This window comes from Rhodococcus sovatensis, from assembly GCF_037327425.1.
Classification (GTDB): domain Bacteria; phylum Actinomycetota; class Actinomycetes; order Mycobacteriales; family Mycobacteriaceae; genus Rhodococcoides; species Rhodococcoides sovatense.
Genome location: NZ_CP147846.1, coordinates 4,273,528 through 4,293,017 on the forward strand (window position 1 = coordinate 4,273,528; position 19,490 = coordinate 4,293,017).

The following is a 19,490-nucleotide window of genomic DNA, read 5'->3' on the forward strand; positions in this document are numbered from 1 at the left end:
ACATTGACATGATCGCAGGCCGGCCACGAAGGCCGAAGTGCTGGTCGGGGCACACCCCCAATCACAAAGCACGTAGCCTGACTGAGAAGGTACGGTGGCTCCAGTTCGAATGACACGCGTGTCGTTCGAAAAGATTGTCGGAGCCACCAGGCACGATGCAAGAGGGTCCCGACCATGTCACCAAAGCGACGGGTCACCACTATCGAGGAGATAAGGCCATGGCTTTACCAGTATTGACTCCGGAACAGCGCACCGCGGCTCTGGCCAAGGCTGCCGAGGCGCGCACCGCCCGGTCGAAGCTGCTGGCCGCCGTCAAGTCCGGCGAGCTCAGCGTCGCTGACGTTCTCGCGAAGGCCGAGAACGACGAAATCGTCAAGAAGACCAAGGTGTCCGCCCTGATCAAGGCACTTCCGGGTGTCGGTTCGGTGCGCGCCGCACAGCTGCTCGAGCAGCTGTCCATCGCAGATACCCGCCGCATCGGCGGCCTCGGCGCAAACCAGCGTGAAGCGCTGCTGGCGGCCGTCGCGTCCTGATACAGGGCTTGTGCGGTACGGGTCACACTCGACGGGGCTAGCATTTCCCCCATGAACGTCGAAGTGACCCTGCTGCCCGGGATCGGGGTGCGGAAAGACTTCGCCCTCGCATCCGGGCGCCGCATCGGAGTCATCACCCGCAAAGACGGCGCGAACGAGCTCATCGTCTCGCGCAAAGATGACCCCGACGCAACACAGGCGTCGATCACGTTGAGCAATGAGGAAGCGGCGGCGCTGGGCAATCTGCTCGGCACGCCGCAACTCATTGCTCAACTCGGGGAAGAGCATCGCGATCTCCCCGGCATCAACACTCGCCAGCTCCCGATCCGCGAAGGTTCGCGGTACGACGGTCGAGCTCTCGGCGACACCACGATGCGCACCAAAACAGGCGTGTCCATCGTTGCGGTGATGCGTGCCGGCCAGGTGCAACCGTCACCCACGCCGGACTTCACTCTCACTGCGGGCGACTTGCTGGTCGCTGTCGGCACCGCCGACGGTCTCGACGCAGCCACCAAACTTCTCGGCAACAACTGAGACGGACGGGGCGAGAAGAGACGGGGTCGACCGATGGCGGAAAGCGCACTCGCGTTGACCGAGCTCGGCGCAGTGTTCTTCGCACTCGGACTTCTCGCGCGCGTTGCAGGCAAGTTCGGCGTCTCCCCGATTCCGTTCTACCTTCTCGGAGGACTTGCGTTCGGAAACGGTGGCGTCCTCACACTCGGCGGCATCGACGAATTCACCGAACTCGCCAGCGAAATCGGTGTCGTGCTGCTCCTGTTGCTACTTGGGCTCGAATACACCGCCACAGAACTCGTCACTGGCCTACGGCGATCGTGGATGGCGGGCATCGTCGACCTCGTTCTCAATTTCGCGCCGGGAGCCGCCGTCGGCCTGATACTCGGGTGGGGTGGCGTCGGAGCGCTCGTTCTCGGCGGCGTCACGTACATCTCGTCCTCCGGCATCGTCGCCAAGGTCCTCACCGACCTCGGGCGGCTCGGCAACCGTGAAACCCCGGTGGTGCTGTCGATCCTCGTGTTCGAGGACCTGGCGATGGCCGTGTACCTACCGATTCTGACGACCGTGCTGATGGGGGCAGGTCTTCTCGGTGGGCTCGAAGCCCTCGCTGTATCTCTGCTGGTGGTCACCATCGTGTTGGTGGTGGCGCTGCGGTACGGAGGGTTCGTCTCGGCCGTGCTGGACTGCCAAGACCGAGAAGTGATGCTGCTCAATGTCCTCGGCGCGGCGCTGCTCGTCGCCGGCATCGCGTCCGAACTACAGGTGTCCGCGGCGGTGGGTGCGTTCCTCCTCGGAATCGCGATTTCCGGGTCGACGGCGATGAACGCCACCCGTGTGCTCGAACCACTGCGTGACTTGTTCGCGGCGATGTTCTTCGTTGTGTTCGGCCTGGCAACCGACCCGGCGACGATTCCCCCGGTGCTGGGCTGGGCGGTCGTGCTCGCTGTCGTCACCACGTGCACCAAGGTGGTGACGGGTGCGTGGGCTGCGGGGCGTCAGGGCATCGGGTGGCCTGGTCGTCTGCGAGCGGGCGCAGCGCTCGTCGCGCGCGGCGAGTTCTCCATCGTCATCGCAGGGCTCGCGGTCGCCGCAGGGGCGGTCGAAGGCGAACTGGCGGCATTGGCCACCGCCTACGTGCTGCTGATGGCGATCCTGGGTCCGGTGGCAGCGCGCGTGGTGGAGCCGCTGGCCCGGACAACCATCGGTCGAAAGCCCGCCCTGTGAGTGAGAGTCGCGGTGACCGTAGTCCGGCCCTCTCGGGGTGCCGCCAGCACGGTAACCCCACCGTGTGATTTGCTGACCGACATGACTCCGCGGCGTCGATCTTCATCGGAAGGCGAATCCGCGCTGCGCCGACGCCCGCAGCTGTCCGAGGACGTCGCAAACCATGTTCGGCACATGGTCATGTCCGGCGAAGTTCTTCCGGGTAGCTACATCAGGCTCGACGAGACTGCCGCCGAGCTCGGGGTCAGCGTCACCCCGGTGCGGGAGGCGCTCCTGACACTGCGCGGCGAGGGAATGGTCGAGCTGGTCCCCCACCGTGGCTACGTCGTGTCGCCGCTGACCCCGGAGGACATCGTCGACATCTTCTGGTTGCAGGGGCAGATTGCCGTCGAACTCGTGCGGCGAGCGGCCCCGAAAATTACTGCCGAGGTGATTTCGAAGCTCGAATCGTTCAATGCATCGCTGGCCGCCGCGGTCGAGAAGGGGCAGGCCGAGGAAGTCGAGTTCAGTGAGTTCGAGTTCCACCGAGTGCTCAACCGACTCACCGACGCGAACAAGCTGGCGTGGTTCCTCAACAACGCGACCCGATACACCCCGACGCGGCTCTACGCGTCCGATCCGACGTGGGGCCGGGCGGCGGTACGAAATCACGAGGAGCTGATCGAGGCCCTCCGCATCGGCGACGTCGAGCGGGCCTGCACGCTGATGCGCCAGCAGTTCACCGATGGGGCCGAGCGGCTCATCGCCCACCGCGGGGCCTAGTCACAGAAAAGCCAGAGGGGGCTCCGCCGCCAGTGGCACGGTTAAGTGCATTGGAGTGCACTCAACCATGCCACTGGGCGCGGAGCGCCCCTACCTAACGTGCATTCAGCGCAAGGAATCCGGCGCGGTGAAACGCTCGCCGTACTTCGCTGCTAGCTCGTCGGCACGCTTGACGAACCCGGCCTGGCCGCCCTTGTAGCCGACAACGTACTGGTGCACGCCGCCGGTCCAGGCTGGGAATCCGATGCCGAAGATCGAGCCGATGTTGGCGTCGGCCGTGGTGTTCAGCACACCCTCGTCGAAGCACTTCTGGGTCTCGATTGCCTCGATGAACAGCATCCGCTCGATGAGGTCTTCGAACGGAACGTCCGCCGAACCCGACTTGAATGCATCGCGCAGTCCCGGCCACAGGCCGGTGCGCTTGCCGTCTGCGTACTCGTAGAAGCCCGCGCCCTTGGCCTTCGAAGGACGCTCGAACTCGTCGACCATCTTGTCGATGACGGCACCCGCCGGATCCTCGGGAGGGGTCTGACCCGCGGCAACGAGCGCGTCGTAGGTCTCCTTGCGGATCTTCTGCATCAAGTTGAGCGTCAGCTCGTCGGACAGCTGCAGCGGAGCTGCCGGGTATCCGGCCTGCAGACCTGCCTGCTCGATGGACGCCGGCTCGACGCCCTCACCGAGCATCGCAATAGCCTCGTTGATGAAGGTGCCGATGACGCGAGAGGTGAAGAAGCCGCGACTGTCGTTGACGACGATCGGAGTCTTCTTGATGATCTGCACCAGGTCGAATGCCTTCGCCAACGCAGCGTCCGACGTCTTGTCGCCGCGGATGATCTCCACGAGCGGCATCTTGTCGACGGGCGAGAAGAAGTGGATCCCGATGAAATCTTCCTGACGCTTCACACCCTGAGCCAGACTCGTGATGGGCAGCGTCGAGGTGTTGGACCCGAGCAGCGCAGTCGGATCGACGAGATCCTCGATCTCCTGGAAGACCTTCTGCTTGAGCTCCTCGGACTCGAACACTGCCTCGATGACGAGGTCTGCGCCTTCGACGTCTTTGGCGTCGGCGGTGGGGTGAATCCGCGCGAGCAGAGCGTCGGACTTCTCCTGGGTGGTCTTGCCACGCGAGAGAGCCTTGGCCTCGATGGCCTCCGAATACGCTTTACCCTTCTGCGCAGACTCGAGCGCCACGTCCTTGAGGACGACCTCGATTCCTGCCTTCGCGCACACGTACGCGATGCCGGCGCCCATCATTCCTGCGCCGAGAACTGCGACCTTGGTGAACGTCGTCTTCTCGATGCCGTCCGGACGCGACTTGCCCGCGTTGATGGCCTGCAGATCGAAGAAGAACGCCTGAATCATGTTCTTCGACACCTGGCCGGTGACCAACTCGGTGAAGTAACGCGACTCGATGGTGCACGCATTGTCGAAGTCGACCTGTGCACCTTCGACTGCCGCAGCGAGAATCGCGCGCGGAGCCGGCATCGGTGCGCCCTTGATCTGCTTGCGCAGGTTCGACGGGAACGCCGGCAAGACCTGCGCGAGCTTCGGGTTCGACGGGGTGCCGCCGGGGATCTTGTAGCCCTTGACGTCCCACGGTGCGACGCCACCCTCCGGGTTGGCCTTGATCCACGCCTTTGCGGTGGGCACCAATTCTTCGATGCTGCCGACCAATTCGTGGATCAGACCGACCTCGAGAGCCTTCGCCGGACGGAATCGGGTGCCCTGCGCGAGGACGGTCATGAAGCCGTTCTGGATGCCGAGGAGTCGCGTGATGCGGGCAACGCCACCACCACCGGGCAGCAGGCCGAGCGAGACCTCGGGCAGACCGATCTGCACGCCCGGTACGTCGGCCGCGATGCGGTGATGCGTCGCGAGGGCGATCTCGAGTCCGCCGCCGAGTGCTGCGCCGTTGATGGCGGACACGACCGGCTTACCGAGCTTCTCGATGCGACGCAGCTGTGCCTTCACTGCCTGCACCTCGTCGAAGACCTGCTGTGCGTCCTCGGGGCGAGTAGCCAGGATGTTGTTCAGGTCTCCGCCGGCGAAGAAGGTCTTCTTCGCGGACGTGAGGACAACACCGGTGATGCTGTCCAGCTCCGCTTCGAGGCGGTCGACGGTGGCGCCCATCGATTCCTTGTACAGCTGGTTCATCGTGTTGGCGCCCTGGTTCGGGTCGTCCATCGTGAGTACGACGATGCCGTCGGCGTCCTGGTCCCACTTGATCATGTTGTTTTCAGACATCAGTTGTTCCTCAGACTCGCTCGATGATGGTGGCAACGCCCATGCCGCCGCCGATGCACAGGGTGATCAGCGCGTATCGGCCGCCGCGGCGCTCGAGCTCGTCGAGCACAGTTCCGGTGATCATGGCGCCGGTGGCGCCGAGCGGGTGGCCCATTGCGATTGCGCCGCCGTTGACGTTGAGCTTCTCGTTCGGGATCTGAAGATCCTTCTGGAACCGGAGCACGACGGATGCGAACGCCTCGTTGAGTTCGAAGAGATCGATGTCGTCGACGGTCAGTCCTGCAGTCGCGAGTACCTTCTTCGACGCAGGCGTGGGGCCGGTCAACATGATCGTCGTGTCGGCGCCGCTCGTCGCGGTCGCAACGATGCGGGCGCGCGGTACGAGGTTCAGGTCCTTGCCTGCCCGCTCGCTGCCGACGAGGACGAGTGCCGCGCCGTCGACGATGCCGGAGCTGTTGCCACCGGTGTGCACGTGATCGATCTTCTCGATCCAGTGGTACTTCTGCAGCGCGACGTCGTCGAATCCGCCCATCGCAGCGATGCCGGTGAACGCGGGGTTGAGCTTGCCGAGTGACTCGACGGTGCTGCCCGGACGCATGTGCTCGTCGTGATCGAGGATGAGCAGACCGTTCTGGTCAGTCACCGGAACGACCGACTTGGCGAAGTATCCGCCCGTCCACGCTGCCGCTGCACGTTCCTGCGACTGCACGGCATAGGCGTCGACGTCTTCGCGGCTGAACCCCTCGATCGTCGCGATGAGATCGGCGCCGATGCCCTGCGGCGCGAAGTACGTGTCGTAGTTTGTGGCCGGATCCATCGCCCAGGCTCCACCGTCGCTACCCATCGGGACGCGCGACATGGACTCGACGCCACCGGCGATGACGACCTCGTCCCATCCCGAGCGCACCTTCTGTGCGGCCAGGTTGACGGCTTCGAGGCCGGATGCGCAGAAGCGGTTGAGCTGGAAACCGCCGACGGTGTCGGGCATCTTTGCAGCGAGGACCGCGGTGCGCGCGATATCGGCGCCCTGGTCGCCCACCGGCGAGACGACGCCGAGGATCAGGTCGGAAATCCGGTTCTCGTCGAGGTCGGGGAATCGTCGACGCAGCTCGTCGATCAGGCCGGTGACCAGCGAGATCGGTTTGACGGAGTGCAGTGCACCATTCTTCCCCTTGCCACGCGGGGTTCTGATGGCTTCGTAAATGAACGCTTCTGTAGTCACAGGGCGGTCGTTCCTTCCACGTACTTCTCATTCGGCGGCAGCGCCGTAAGGCGCCACAGGACTCGAGGAATACACCTCGGCTGCGTTCAGCCTAGAACGCGTTACATGACCGGGTGAAGGACCGAAACGAGCGAAGTACGTGACCGGTGCGTGCGTTTGTCGCGATCGCGGCACGGGTAGAACTAAGATCACCAGTGGGGGAACATTGGCCAGCTACGGAGATGATGACCATGGAGACCCAGGAACCGTTCACGGTCGGCGCGCACGTCAAGGTGCGATACAGCTCCGACCCTGCTTTGCCCCGAGATCAATGGAGCAAGGAATCGGGCGTGATCAAAGAAGACTTCGGCGAGCAGGTCACCGTAGCCACCGATCGGAGCTGGGCACTCGCACGTCGCTACGCTGTCGCGCTCGACGACGGACGGCTCGTATTCGTGGATCCGGAGCATCTGGAGCCGGCCTGACGGTCGGGTCCCGCAACCTAGCACCATTTATGCAGAGCTAGCACACCCGCTCGCCTCCGAGCAGGTGTGCTAGCTCTGCAAAAGTCGTTCTAGCTTCGCTCAGGGTGCGAGACTCACTCCTTGAGCGGAGTCGCCCCCAGCTGCGCCTGCAACAGTTCCATCGCTACGGTCTCCGGATCGCGTCGAACCGATGGGTCGGCGGGTTCGGCAGCGGCCTTGAGCAGCTCTTCCTCGTCCTCCGGGGTTTCGGGCGGCGGCGGTCCGGCCGGCTCGGGATCGTCCGGGTAATCCGGGGCTTCGGGCGGAGGAATGTCGTCGTACGCAGAACCGCCGCCCCCTCCAGAACCATCTCCTGCTGAACCGAAGGCGTCATCGGTCGTCCGCGCCGGCTTGCTCTGGCTCGGGCGTGAGAACTTGGTCAGCGGGGCTTTGGGAGCTTCCTGCGCGCCCTTGGAGACCGGCGCGTCGTCGACGGGTGCGGCTGCTCCGACGACACAGGTCACGGCCCAGTCGACGCCGAACACGTCACGCAGAGCATCACTGATGACGTCGGCATTCCTCGGTTCCTGCAGCCGCTTGGCGAGGGGAGCCGAATCGTGACCGAGCGTGATCGATCCTGCGTCTACCGCCCGTACCGACGCTCCGGAGAGCATGACCTCGACGGTGCGGCTGCGTTCGCGGACCTTGCCCCTGACCTCGGACCACACCGCTCGCACCGCCGCGGCATCGGGTTGATTGGATGCAGCGGCAACAGGTTCGGGCTCAGGTTCCGGCTGTGGTTCCGAAACGGGCTCTGGTTCGGGCGTCGGCACAGGCACCGGTTCCGGCGCGGGTTCAGGTTCGGGCGCGGGCGCGGGCGCTGGCTCAGGTTCGGGCGCGGGCGCCGGCTCAGGTTCTGAAACGGGCTCGGGCTGTGGTTCCGAAACGGGCTCTGGTTCGGGCTCTGGTTCCGGCGTCGGCACCGGTTCCGGCGCCGGCTCGGGTTCAGGCGCCGGCTCAGGCGCGGGCACACGCGCAGGCTCAGCAGGCACGACAGCAGCAGGCACCGGCTCAACGGGAGCCGCAGAAACGGGAGCCGCAGCAGCAGGAGCCGCATCCGCTGCCGGCCGCTGGGACGGACGGACGAACTTGGGTGCAATCTCCTCGACGGGCGGTGCAACCTCCTCGACGGGTGCAGCCGCAGGTCGACGCTGCACAGCTGCGTGATCGACAGCGGCTTGCTCACCCGCAGGAAGGGTGACGTCGAGCCGTCGCTCCAGCCGCTCGAGGCGCTGCAGCACAGCCGATTCCGCGTCCGACGCAGACGGAAGCAGCATGCGAGCGCACATCACTTCGAGGAGCAGACGTGGAGCCGTAGCACCTCTCATCTCACCGAGACCTGCGTGAATGATCTCGGCGTAGCGAGCGAGAGTTGCCGAGCCGATACGTTCGGACTCCTCGCGCAAGCGCTCGAGAACATCGCCGGGGACGTCGACGAGGCCACGCTCGCCCGCGTCCGGGACAGCACGCATCAGAATGAGATCGCGGAGTCTCTCGAGGAGGTCCGTCGCGAATCGACGTGGATCGTGACCGGCGTCGACGACCTTGTCGATGGTTCCGAACAGCGAGCCGCCGTCGCCGACTGCCAGCGCGTCGACGGCCTCGTCGATGAGCGCGACATCGGTGACGCCGAGCAACGACAGCGCACGCGGGTACGTGACTCCTTCGGGCCCAGCACCGGCAAGCAGTTGGTCGAGCACGCTGAGGGAGTCACGCGGAGAACCGCCACCAGCGCGGATGACCAGCGGAAAGACCGGGGCCTCGACCTCGACGTTCTCCTGCGCACAGATCTTCTCCAGCAACCCACGCATCGTCGACGGCGGGAGCAGACGGAACGGATAGTGGTGGGTTCGCGACCGGATGGTCGGTAGGACCTTTTCCGGTTCCGTCGTCGCGAAGATGAAGACGAGGTGTTCTGGCGGCTCTTCGACGACCTTGAGCAGCGCGTTGAAGCCTGCCGTCGTGACCATGTGGGCCTCGTCGATGATGAAGATGACGTAACGCGATTCGGCAGGCGCATAGACGGCCTTGTCCCGAAGATCACGGGCGTCGTCGACGCCACCGTGACTCGCGGCGTCCATCTCTACGACGTCGAGGTTGCCGGGACCACCCGGTGCGAGGGCGACGCAGGAGTTGCACACTCCGCAGGGCGTCGAGGTCGGACCTTCGGCGCAGTTGAGCGAGCGCGCGAGGATGCGTGCCGAGGAGGTCTTACCGCAACCGCGAGGCCCGGAGAAGAGATAGGCGTGGTTGATCCGATTGGCGTTCAGCGCGACACTCAACGGCTCGGTGACGTGCTCCTGACCGACGACATCAGCGAACGTCGCAGGACGGTACTTCCGGTAGAGAGCCACGCCTGGAAGGGTACCGGCGCACACCGACGCAAGCACCGATGCCCCGATACAAGACCCGGGTCATTCCGCGGGCTGCACCCTTCGGATACGCGTCAGGGTGATGCTACGTCGTGCGTTCGACTGCGTCGACCATCCGTGAACGACTCCTGCGTCGAGTACGACGTCGCTGAGCTCGTTCGTGATCGTGCCGCGCTTGGTATCCAGGAAATTCACCCGGACCGTGCCTCCGAGGGCGACCGCACGGGCCAATGCATCGACATCACGCGGCCCCAGCTGACACCATGCTCGGATCGACCCGGCCACTCGATCGACGTCGACATCGACTGCAGTTCCCGACGCCAGTGCCGCAGCGAGGACGGCAGGTGGGGTGCCCGCCCGAATCACGAACACCGGACTAGACGCCGTGTGGGGTGCCTTGGCCCTGGAGACCTTCACCTCCGCCGCTGAACCCTCGACTGTCGGCGCATGCCCGGCTTCACGGAGAACGTCCAGAACCAGATGGGCAGGAAGTGACGACACAACGACCGTGGGGGCGACGATGCGTGACTTCAACTTCGCCAGTGACGCTATCTCTCGAATCAGCGATTCGTCGTCGCTCACGACGACACTCGACGCGGAACGGACGACCATTTGGCCGTGTCTACGCGCGCAATCCTTGATCAAGTAGTCGAGCGACTGCGGTATGTCGGTGACGGCGACCTCGGACAGTTCGGCACGCAGGTTCTCGGCCGTGCCGCCGTCGTCGAAATACCGTCGGACCGATTCCGGGGAGAAACGCCACGTCGACGCCGCATCCTTCGACTCGGCGATGGCAGCGCCGGAGAGGAGGTTCGAGATGCGCTCGCTTACCGGTCCGGTCACGACGGCGGTGAGATCGGGCAACAGCCGCAGCACACACTCCGATCCGTCGACGATGCGGTCCACGATCGGAGCGATGACCGTCTCGACAGTGCCCACTCCGCAACGCCCGAGACCGCCGAGCGCGCTCGACAGTTCGGTCGGCGCGTGCCCCGCCAGCAGTCCCAGCCAGGACAGTTCACGCCAGATCGCCTCGAGGTCCCCTGGATCGGCTGCGTCGACGAATCCCGGCAGTAGCCACTCGAAATAGCGAAGCGCCTTTGCGTCGTCGGCGACGCCCTTCGGCGGCATGGATGCGAGAACAGCGTGCCGAAGCATCGCAGTGGACGCATTGCTCGGATACACGCTCAGCACCTTGGCGCCAGAGAGATTGGTCGGCGAACCGTCCAGGCACCACCACTCGGCGATCATCGACACCAGCTTCTCCGCGCGGCTCGACGCCTTCCACGCGGGGAAGTCTGTGGTGCTCCGCACGACTCCGTGTCCGTGCTGGAGCAGTCCCATCGACCGGCTCAGCTCCAGCACCAGTTCCACGACCGAACTATCTTCTGCGTCAACGGTTGTGGTCAGCGTTCGCATTTCGCGGACACCGACGCCGCCCGCCTTCACCGTCGAGACGCTCCCCGAATCGACCGCGTCGAGCACTGCGTCGGCCGTCTCGCAGAAGCGTGCGATTGCGCGCTGCTGTCCCGCGAGGTCGACATCTGGGGCTTCGCCCGGCCACGGGCACGCGAGACTCGGAACGCCCCCGAGTTCGTGGTTCCGAAGGTCGTGGCCCCCGAGTTGAGATGTCCGGTACCCGTCACCGCTCGGCCACACGAGCGCGCGGTCGACGAGTGCAGCCAGCGCGCGGTCGATGTCCTCGGCGGTGTTCTGGCCGCCTTCGTCGAACCTGACGGCGAGCTCCGAGCGCGTCCGAATGCCCTTGAATGCCGCCAGGACAGTTCGCGCTCCGTGGTCGAGCGAACGCACGGCAGCGGCCACGGACGGCGGGGTCTGCAGGAGGTGTGCCAGGGCCGCATATGTGCGCGGAGGCGGGTAGATCGCCACGTCGATGCGGTTGGCGAGCAGACTGGTCAGTGCTTCCTCGTCGAGACCCTCCAGCCATTCGCGCTGCGACGTCACTTCTTCTTCGCCGCAGCCTTGGCGGCCTTTTTGAACTCACGCACTTCGAGGAGTGACTTCTCGTCGACGACGTCAGCGATGGAACGCCGAGATCCGTCGTCCCCGTATGCGCCTGCCGCCGTGCGCCAACCCTCGGGAGTGATACCCATCTGCTTTCCGAGAAGAGCGAGGAAGATTCGTGCCTTCTGATCGCCGTATCCGGGAAGCGCTTTCAGGCGCTTCAGCACTTCGGCACCGTTGGGGTCGTCCCGACGCCAGAGCTCGTCGGGCTTGCCGTCGTAGTTGTCGACCAGGTACTGCGCGAGTCCCTGAATGCGCTTGGCCATCGACCCCGGGAACCGATGCACGGCAGGAGTCGTGGCACATACGGCTGCGAACTCGTCGGGATCAGACTCCGCGATGGTGCCGACCTTCAGATCACCGAGCCTGTCGACGAGCTTCTTCGGACCTGCGAACGCCGATTCCATCGGGACCTGCTGATCGAGAAGCATGCCGATGAGCAACGCGAACGGGTCCTCCGCCAGCAGCGCGTCGGCTTCGACGTCACCGGTCAGGTGCAGTGTGGGAGCCATAACCGAATCTTCTCACGCAGGAGAGACCTAGGTGATGGACACCAACTGCGTGATGTCGTCGAACGGCAACGGGCCATCGACGACGGCCCCGACGACCGCGTTGTTCAACGTGATCGACCCGCCGTGGTTGTCGAGGAAGGCCGTGTCGGCCGCGTCCCGCCCGGTTGCGATGCGCACGAGCGTCGAACGGGGTGCGAGGCAGGTGGCGTCGACGACCCGCCACTGACCATCGACGAAGGCTTCTGCGACTGCGTGGAAGTCCATCGGATCGCATCCTGGGGCGTACACCGCCACGAGCCGAGCCGGAACGTTGACCGCGCGTAGGAGCGCCACGACGAGGTGGGTGTAGTCGCGGCACACACCGGCACCGGCCAAGAGGGTGTCGACGGCGCCGTCGATCGGATCACTGCTTCCCGGCACGTAGCTCAGCCGAGCACCGACCCAGGACGACACCTCGGCGAGAAGCTTCTCCGACGGTTCGTAGGATCCGAATTCCGTTGCGGCGAAGCCGAAGAACTTGTCGGCCTCGGCGTACCGGCTCGGCCTGAGGTACAGCGACAGATCGTAGTCCGACGCCGGCGCCGGGTCGGTATTGCCGTAGATCGTGGCCGAGTAGGACACCTCGAGTTTGCCGACGCCCGCATGTAGCTTGTGGATGCGCGTACCGTGCGCGCCGCTGATCTCCTGCGCGTCCACCGGTTGCCCGTCGAGCGTGAACGACAGCGCTTCCCACACGTCCGCACCGGGATGCGGTGCTACCGCGATCTGAAATTCGAGTGTGCTGGCCTCGGTGACATCCACGTCGAGGTAGGCCGAGACGTCACGTTTCATTCTTGCGATCCTGCCATCAGTCGGACGAACGTGCAGATCATGAGTCTTCGGAGCGAAACTCTCCGGTGGCGAGGAAGATGACGCGCTTGGCGACTTCGACGGTGTGATCGCTGTAGCGCTCGTAGAACCTGCCGAGCAAGGTGATGTCGACTGCAGCGGGAACCCCGTGCGGCCAGTCGGGCGCCGAGGTCAGCACGAAGAGACTGCGATGCAGCTGGTCCATCTCCTCATCGGCCGTCTGCAGCTTGGCCGCGAGTTCCGGATCCCGCGTCAGCAGAACCTCACGCGTCGATTCTGCCTGCGAGACGGCAACGCGGCCCATCTCGGCGAACACCGCCTCGACTTCGGAAGGAAGCACGTGAGCGGGGTGACGCCGCCGAGCAAGCTCGGCGATATGGATCGCGAGTCCACCCATTCGCTGGAGGTCGGCGACGATGTGGATTCCGCTGACCATGATGCGCAGGTCGAGCGCGACAGGGGCTTGCAGCGCGAGTACCGAGAATGCCTTGTGCTCCCAGTCGGTCGCGAGTAGGTCGATCTGGCCGCGGCTGTCGATGGTCTCCTCGGCCAGGGCCAGGTCGGCGGTGAGCAGTGCCGTCGTCGCCGACGCCATCGCCTCCTCGGCCATCCTGCACATGTCGGCCAGGTCGGAGCGAACCGAATCGAGTTGCTCGTTGTAGGACTCACGCACGACGGCCACGACCCGTGGCTGCGCGCGCGGCAAAGCGCTGTTCGCCGAAAGTGCTCATGTACCGCCGATCCTTACCGTAGATATCTACGTGGCTTTGTACCCCCGCCTGCATCTTCCTACACTTCGGCGATTTGTGGGAACCTGCTGACGTGACGGTCGTCAAATCGATTCTGTTGTTCGGTGTAGCTGCTGTGTTCGAAATCGGCGGGGCGTGGTTGATCTGGCAGGGCGTCCGTGAACACCGCGGCTGGATTTGGATCGGTTCGGGGGTGATCGCACTCGGCATGTACGGCTTCGTTGCGACGCTCCAGCCCGATGCCAACTTCGGTCGCATACTCGCGGCGTACGGCGGCGTCTTCGTCGCGGGCTCCCTGGCGTGGGCGATGGTCGCCGACGGCTTTCGCCCCGACCGGTGGGACGCCACCGGCGCATTGATCTGCCTGGCCGGCGTCGCCGTGATCATGTACGGCCCGCGCTGACCGCGGGCCGTACATGATCAGCAGTTGCTCGGCGCAGGCACTCCGTAGAAGCGATCCTTGATCCAGTTCTGAGCCTCCCCGATACCGAGAATGTCCGGGATGAGGTGCCCAGCACCCGATCCGGGGACGATCGCCGGAACCTGCGCGGCACTGAGCTGAACCGTCGCACCCTTGCTGCACCACGCGCCGCCGAGCTCGACGGCCTGTCCGTGCGGAACGATATCGTCGGACGTGCCGGACTGGATCAGCACCGGAGCCGTCGGGGTACGTTCACCGATCTTGTTCTTCGACAGGATTTCCTGCGCTACGGGCAACCGGTCCAGTACAACCGACATCGGTTCGCCCGTGGTGGTGTATTCGGTGGTTCGGTGCAGTCCCACGGTCAGAATCGTCTCGCCGACACACTGATTGGCGACCTGGTTCAGCATCGCCCTGCCCGCGTCGTTGATATTGGCGTCGATGATCGGCCGCAGACCGGGATCCGATTCCAGTAGTCCGTTGAGGGTGTACCCGATGACGCCGGTCAAGATGGTTCCGTCCACCTGATCGAGCGTCTGCTTCAGGTCCGCGGGCGGGGCCCCGGCGTAGGTGCCGACGAGGTCGAGTTCGGGCGCGTACTCACCGGCCAGTTCGGCTGCCGCAGCGGCAGCCCCACCACCCTGCGAGTAACCGTAGGCCGCGACGGGTCCGTCCGCAGAGATCTTGGTGCCCGGCAAGTTCTGTGCAGCCCGGGCGGCATCGAGTACCGCATGCGCTTCGGACGCACGGTTGACGTAGGTGTGCGCCCCCGGCGTACCCAGTCCCTCGTAGTCGGTGATCACGACGCCGTAGCCCTGAGACAGCAGAGAGTACGCGGCAAGAACCTCGTACTCGACCATGAATCCCAGCGGAGGCGTGTAGGTGATGAGGCGGTTCAGCATTCGCGACGGCGCGCACTGATCGCCCTGCCCCTGGGTGCCGGGAGCCAGTACGACGAGCGGCCTCGGCCCAGGTCCCGTCCAGTCCGCGGCGGGATCGATGTACGTTCCGGTCACTGCGTTCGGCGCATCGTTGGAATCGTTGCTGCGGTACATGATTCGGGTGGCGACACCCGGCAGTGTGCCGCCGATTCCGGGCACCGAGATCGCCAACGGCGACGGCTCTGTGCGTAGGACGTCACCCGGCGCGGCCGCAGGCAACGGACTCGGTGGCGTGTAGAAGTCGGACTCCCCAGTCGAGCCCGTCGACGACCCGGAAGGCGGCTGCGCCGTTGCGAGTGGCGTCATCACCGCCGATACCACTATCGCGGCACCGATTGCCGAACTGAACATCCGTGACACCCGCATGCGTGAGACCCCCCCGTACGTCCGACCGCTCCTTACCGAGCGGTAGTAAGACTTCGAAACGGACCATACGTGATGATGCCCACATATCAATAGACCGGGTTGGGTGGATCATACGATTTCGTCGCGATCGGCCAGGACATTCCCCAATTCACCGACGTCGACGATGCATCTCGGCCTTCGCTGTGGTGATCTCGTCCGTCGTCAGCGCACGGCCGGGCAGCGTGGACATGCCCGAATCGGCACGCAGGCCATCCATGACGATCGCGAAGTAGCGCTTCCAGTTCGCCGGCTCCACGCAGCCCATGAACTCGGACGCGGCGCTGACCATCCCGATCAGCGGGAAAAGATCGTTGACCTCGACATCAGCTCGTAGACGACCCGAATCTTTCGCACGAACGACGATTCGTTCGACGAACGGCTCGATCCGCTCACGCATCTTGGCGATCCCATTGCAGCCCTCGTCGGTACCCAGCACGACGTCACCGAGGCCCTTGTCTGCCGATATCGCTTCGAACAGCCTCGCGAGGAACGTGACCAGACCATCCCAGGGGTCCTCGACCAGCAACGATTCTTCTGCACACGCCAGCATGTCCTCGAGGCGTTGCTCGAACACTCCGTCGATCAGTTCTTCCTTGCAGGAGAACCGCCGATACACCGTCCCGACGCCGACCTTCGCATGAGCCGCGACGTCGTCGAGAGTGATGTCGATCCCGCGAGAGGCGAACAGCTCACGCGCCGCATCGACAATGCGTCTGCGATTGCGTTCGGCGTCGGCCCGCAGTGGCTTCTTGATGCATGTGTCGTCTTTCACAGTCAATGCGTGTCCGTTTCACCCGATAAGCGGAGGACATACCTCCACTTAACTGCTACCTTCGTTCTATCCGGAGGATACACCTCCGCATAGCCGATCGAAGGAACACCATGACCGCATTGTCACCCGACGACACCACGTCGTCAGAACTGGCAACGGGGGAAACCACCGAAGCCAAATCCCACCGAAATCGTTGGTTGATCCTGGCCACGCTAGGTCTCGCCCAGCTCATGGTGGTGCTCGACGCCACCGTCGTGAATATCGCACTCCCCGCCGCACAGCTCGACCTCGGCTTCGACAACAGCAACCGCTCCTGGGTCGTCACCGCCTACGCGCTCGCCTTCGGCAGCCTCCTCTTGCTCGGCGGCCGGCTCAGCGACCTATTCGGTCGTCGCAACACCTTCCTCGTGGGCCTTGTCGGCTTCGCCGTGATGTCCGCAGTCGGCGGGGCAGCAGTCAACTTCGGCATGCTCGTCGCTGCACGCGCAGGTCAAGGCGTGTTCGGCGCGCTGCTGGCACCGGCGGCCCTGTCCCTGCTCGCAACCACGTTCACCGACCCCAAGGAACGTGCGAAGGCATTCGGCATCTTCGGTGCGATCGCCGGTGGAGGCGGCGCACTCGGTCTTCTGCTGGGGGGAATCCTCACCGAGTGGGCCACCTGGCGCTGGAGTCTCTACGTCAACCTGTTCTTCGCAGCTTTCGCATTCGTCGCCGGGTTCATCCTGCTGGCGAAGCACGAGGTCGACGTGCGTCCGCGCTTGGACATACCCGGCACGGTGACCGTCTCGGCAGCACTGTTCGCCATCGTCTACGGCTTCGCCCACGCCGAGTCCGACGGTTGGGGTGACACCGTCACCATCGCATTCCTCGTGGTCGGCGCCGCATTGCTCGCAGTGTTCTTCGGAATTCAGCAGCGCGTGGAACATCCATTGCTTCCGCTGCGGATCATCCTCGATCGCACTCGCGCCGGATCCTTCCTCGCCGTATTCATCACCGGCGCCGGCATGTTCGCCGTGTTCCTGTTCCTGACGTACTACCTGCAGAACACGCTCGGATTCACTCCGATCAGCACCGGCTTCGCGTTCATGCCGATGATCGGCGCACTGATCGTCACCGCAACGCTGTCGACAGCGATCGTGCTGCCACGTTTCGGACCGCGAATCCTGATGACCGGTGGCCTGCTCATCGCGGCACTCGGCATGGGATTGCTCACGCAGATCGACGTCGATTCCAGCTATTCGACGCACATCCTGCCCGGCCTGATCATCATGGGCCTCGGGCTCGGCGCGACGATGGCGCCGGCAATGCAGGGCGCGATCTCGGGTGTCGACCCCGACGATTCCGGGGTGGCCTCGGCGACAGTCAACACGATGCAGCAGATCGGCGGATCGATCGGCACCGCGTTGCTGAGCACCATTGCGGCAACTGCTGCGACGAGCTACGTCACTGACAACATGGCGACTGCAGCGAGCGCCCAGGCCCTTGCCGCCCACGCCGAGGTCGCCAGCTACACCACGACCTTCTGGTGGGCAACGGGAATCTTCCTGTTGGGTGCAGCCATCTCGGCGATCGTCGTCAAGCCGGGCTTGCTACCAGCAGCACCGGAAGGTGCGGTAGTAGTCGGGCACTAGAGGGCGCTCCGCGCCCAGTGGCGCGGTTAAGTGCACTCCCGTGCGCTCAACCGCGCCACTAGCTGCGGAGCAGCTTTTCCGTCGCGGCCAGCAGAACGCAGGTCGCGACGCCGTTCATCGACTTCTCCAGCTCGTCGAGCGAGGGGAAGCTCGGGGCGAGGCGGATGTTCCGGTCGAGCGGGTCCTTCTTGTACGGGAACGCAGACCCTGCGCCCGTCAACGCGATGCCGGCGTTCTTCGCCAGTTCGATCGACCGAGCCGCCGTTCCGTCCAGCACGTCGAGCGAGATGAAGTAGCCGCCCTTCGGCTCGGTCCACGATGCGATCTTGGACGCGCCGAGTCGGTCGTCGAGAATCTGCTGAACCAACGCGAACTTGGGCGCCAGGATGTCGCGATGCTTCTTCATGTGGGCACGCACACCCTCGGCATCACCGAAGAACCGCAGGTGGCGAAGCTGATTGAGCTTGTCGGGTCCGATACTCTTCTTGCCGAGGTGCATCTGGTACCACGCCAGGTTCTCGTCCGAGCTACCGAAGAAGCTGACGCCGGCACCGGCGAAGGTGATCTTCGACGTCGATGCGAGCACGAACGGCCGGTTGGCGTTCCCCGCATCGGCGGCCCAGCCCAGCACGTCGTACGACGGGGCGAACTCTTCTGCGATGGGGTGCACGGCGTACGCGTTGTCCCAGAAGAGACGGAAGTCCGGAGCCGCGGTAGGCATGGTCGCCAGCGTCCGAACGATTTCCTCGGAGTACACAGCCCCGGTCGGATTCGAGTAGTTCGGGACCGCCCACATTCCCTTGATCTGCGGATCCGCAGCAACCAACCTGGTGATCTCGGCGATGTCCGGGCCGTCGGGCAACATTGGAATAGAGATCATGTCGATGCCGAAGCTCTCGGTGATCGCGAAATGTCGATCGTATCCGGGGGCTGGGCACAGGAACCGAATGTTCGGCTCGGCCGACCAGGGGCGGGGCGAGTCCGGCAATCCATGCAGCAACGCCCATACGACGAGGTCGTGCATGATCTCGAGGCTCGCATTGTTGCCTGCCAACAGATTCTTGACCGGGATGTTCAGCAACTCACCGAAAATTGCGCGCAGCTCGGAAAGACCGCCCAAACCACCGTAGTTGCGGCAGTCCGTGCCATTACCGTCGCGAAAGTCCTCACCGGGGAGCGTCAGCAGGCCAGCAGCGAGATCGAGCTGCTCGGGCGACGGCTTTCCACGGGTGAGGTCGAGAGCCAGATTCGCGGCCTTCAGCTGCTCGTACGTCACAGACTGGCGCTCGTGCTCTGAGGCGAGCTCCTCATGGTTCATCAGACCCAACTGGGTTTGCGCTGGCATGCGGAGCGGCCTCTCGGTGTCTGGTCCCTCGACAATTGTTGATCCCACAAAATAAAGGGGACCCCGCGCACCCGGCAGAGCCCATTGACCCTTGCTGCCTTCCGGCCCTGGGGGAGTTCACAGGATGCGCGCCGCGCGGGATCCATTGAAGAGTGTAGCCGTACCCGCGACACCGACGGGTCGGTGCCCCTCGGTCCCGCCGCTCGAAAGGTCCCCGGAAGCTGTCAGATCGTATGAATGTGCCGTTCAAGCGATCACAGAGCGGCCCGTTTGGGAGATGGAGGGGGTGACCCGGTATGCTTCCCCACGGAGGATTCGCCTAGTGGCCTATGGCGCTCGCCTGGAACGCGGGTTGGGTTAACGCCCTCAGGGGTTCAAATCCCCTATCCTCCGCCAACGGGAAAGCCCCTGCGATACGTCGCGGGGGCTTTTTCGTGTTCGATTCGCCGCAGTGCGGGAGAATC

General features: G+C 64.6%; 17 protein-coding genes, 1 tRNA gene and 1 other RNA gene. 8 read left to right on the top strand and 11 right to left on the bottom strand.

The window, feature by feature from the left end; genetic code table 11:
- Positions 1 to 218 precede the first annotated feature (218 nt).
- The 4 genes from mihF (at position 219) to WDS16_RS19925 (ending at position 3,035) form a co-directional block, all read left to right on the top strand.
- Positions 219 to 533, top strand: coding sequence for an integration host factor, actinobacterial type (gene mihF / locus WDS16_RS19910; RefSeq protein WP_026347388.1), 315 nt, complete (start codon positions 219 to 221; stop codon positions 531 to 533).
- Between the two features lie 51 nt (positions 534 to 584).
- Positions 585 to 1,067 carry a cation:proton antiporter regulatory subunit gene (locus WDS16_RS19915; RefSeq protein ID WP_338887085.1) on the top strand — a complete coding sequence of 161 codons (483 nt, stop codon included), beginning with the start codon at positions 585 to 587 and terminating at the stop codon, positions 1,065 to 1,067.
- 33 nt (positions 1,068 to 1,100) lie between these two features.
- Positions 1,101 to 2,273 (top strand): cation:proton antiporter, encoded by a 1,173-nt coding sequence (locus WDS16_RS19920; RefSeq protein WP_338887086.1) that lies wholly within the window; start codon positions 1,101 to 1,103, stop codon positions 2,271 to 2,273.
- A gap of 81 nt (positions 2,274 to 2,354) precedes the next feature.
- The gene (locus WDS16_RS19925; RefSeq protein ID WP_338887087.1) at positions 2,355 to 3,035 is read left to right on the top strand and encodes a GntR family transcriptional regulator; all 681 of its coding nucleotides are present in this window, start codon (positions 2,355 to 2,357) and stop codon (positions 3,033 to 3,035) included.
- Positions 3,036 to 3,140: 105 nt separating this feature from the next.
- On the opposite strand, the gene WDS16_RS19930 is transcribed toward WDS16_RS19925, so the two are convergent.
- Complete coding sequence (locus tag WDS16_RS19930) at positions 3,141 to 5,279, bottom strand: 3-hydroxyacyl-CoA dehydrogenase NAD-binding domain-containing protein (protein ID WP_338887088.1); 2,139 nt, start codon at positions 5,277 to 5,279, stop codon at positions 3,141 to 3,143.
- 10 nt (positions 5,280 to 5,289) lie between these two features.
- A complete protein-coding gene (locus tag WDS16_RS19935; protein ID WP_338887089.1) occupies positions 5,290 to 6,501 on the bottom strand; it encodes an acetyl-CoA C-acetyltransferase in 1,212 nt (403 codons plus the stop codon).
- Between the two features lie 230 nt (positions 6,502 to 6,731).
- On the opposite strand from WDS16_RS19935, the gene WDS16_RS19940 reads away from it, so the two are divergent.
- Complete coding sequence (locus WDS16_RS19940) at positions 6,732 to 6,965, top strand: hypothetical protein (protein ID WP_338887090.1); 234 nt, start codon at positions 6,732 to 6,734, stop codon at positions 6,963 to 6,965.
- Positions 6,966 to 7,078: 113 nt separating this feature from the next.
- On the opposite strand, the gene WDS16_RS19945 is transcribed toward WDS16_RS19940, so the two are convergent.
- From WDS16_RS19945 to phoU, 5 genes are read right to left on the bottom strand one after another with little or no spacing between them, the layout of a single operon-like run.
- Positions 7,079 to 9,358 (bottom strand): DNA polymerase III subunit gamma and tau, encoded by a 2,280-nt coding sequence (locus WDS16_RS19945; RefSeq protein WP_338887091.1) that lies wholly within the window; start codon positions 9,356 to 9,358, stop codon positions 7,079 to 7,081.
- Between the two features lie 60 nt (positions 9,359 to 9,418).
- Positions 9,419 to 11,341 carry a helicase-associated domain-containing protein gene (locus WDS16_RS19950; protein ID WP_338887092.1) on the bottom strand — a complete coding sequence of 641 codons (1,923 nt, stop codon included), beginning with the start codon at positions 11,339 to 11,341 and terminating at the stop codon, positions 9,419 to 9,421.
- The gene (locus WDS16_RS19955; RefSeq protein WP_338887093.1) at positions 11,338 to 11,913 is read right to left on the bottom strand and encodes an HhH-GPD-type base excision DNA repair protein; all 576 of its coding nucleotides are present in this window, start codon (positions 11,911 to 11,913) and stop codon (positions 11,338 to 11,340) included. Before WDS16_RS19955 ends, WDS16_RS19950 begins: the two co-directional genes overlap by 4 nt.
- Before the next feature lie 27 nt (positions 11,914 to 11,940).
- Positions 11,941 to 12,744 (bottom strand): transglutaminase family protein, encoded by an 804-nt coding sequence (locus WDS16_RS19960; RefSeq protein WP_338887094.1) that lies wholly within the window; start codon positions 12,742 to 12,744, stop codon positions 11,941 to 11,943.
- 37 nt (positions 12,745 to 12,781) lie between these two features.
- Complete coding sequence (gene phoU, locus WDS16_RS19965) at positions 12,782 to 13,435, bottom strand: phosphate signaling complex protein PhoU (RefSeq protein ID WP_338893545.1); 654 nt, start codon at positions 13,433 to 13,435, stop codon at positions 12,782 to 12,784.
- A gap of 149 nt (positions 13,436 to 13,584) precedes the next feature.
- On the opposite strand from phoU, the gene WDS16_RS19970 reads away from it, so the two are divergent.
- A complete protein-coding gene (locus tag WDS16_RS19970) occupies positions 13,585 to 13,914 on the top strand; it encodes a YnfA family protein (RefSeq protein ID WP_338887095.1) in 330 nt (109 codons plus the stop codon).
- 17 nt (positions 13,915 to 13,931) lie between these two features.
- Here WDS16_RS19970 and WDS16_RS19975 read toward each other — a convergent pair whose 3' ends face one another.
- Together WDS16_RS19975 and WDS16_RS19980 are read right to left on the bottom strand one after the other, a co-directional pair.
- Complete coding sequence (locus WDS16_RS19975; RefSeq protein WP_338887097.1) at positions 13,932 to 15,224, bottom strand: lipase family protein; 1,293 nt, start codon at positions 15,222 to 15,224, stop codon at positions 13,932 to 13,934.
- Positions 15,225 to 15,387: 163 nt separating this feature from the next.
- A complete protein-coding gene (locus WDS16_RS19980; RefSeq protein WP_338893546.1) occupies positions 15,388 to 16,032 on the bottom strand; it encodes a TetR/AcrR family transcriptional regulator in 645 nt (214 codons plus the stop codon).
- 128 nt (positions 16,033 to 16,160) lie between these two features.
- On the opposite strand from WDS16_RS19980, the gene WDS16_RS19985 reads away from it, so the two are divergent.
- Entirely contained in the window at positions 16,161 to 17,681 is a 1,521-nt protein-coding gene (locus WDS16_RS19985; protein ID WP_338887098.1) for an MFS transporter, read from the top strand.
- Positions 17,682 to 17,739: 58 nt separating this feature from the next.
- Here the strand turns inward: WDS16_RS19985 and WDS16_RS19990 are convergent, their stop codons facing one another.
- Together WDS16_RS19990 and ffs are read right to left on the bottom strand one after the other, a co-directional pair.
- Positions 17,740 to 19,026 carry an aminotransferase class I/II-fold pyridoxal phosphate-dependent enzyme gene (locus WDS16_RS19990; RefSeq protein ID WP_338887100.1) on the bottom strand — a complete coding sequence of 429 codons (1,287 nt, stop codon included), beginning with the start codon at positions 19,024 to 19,026 and terminating at the stop codon, positions 17,740 to 17,742.
- A 52-nt stretch (positions 19,027 to 19,078) separates the two neighbouring features.
- Positions 19,079 to 19,173, bottom strand: an RNA gene (ffs, locus tag WDS16_RS19995) — signal recognition particle sRNA small type.
- Between the two features lie 161 nt (positions 19,174 to 19,334).
- On the opposite strand from ffs, the gene WDS16_RS20000 reads away from it, so the two are divergent.
- Positions 19,335 to 19,422: transfer RNA gene (locus WDS16_RS20000), tRNA-Ser, on the top strand.
- Positions 19,423 to 19,490 lie beyond the last annotated feature (68 nt).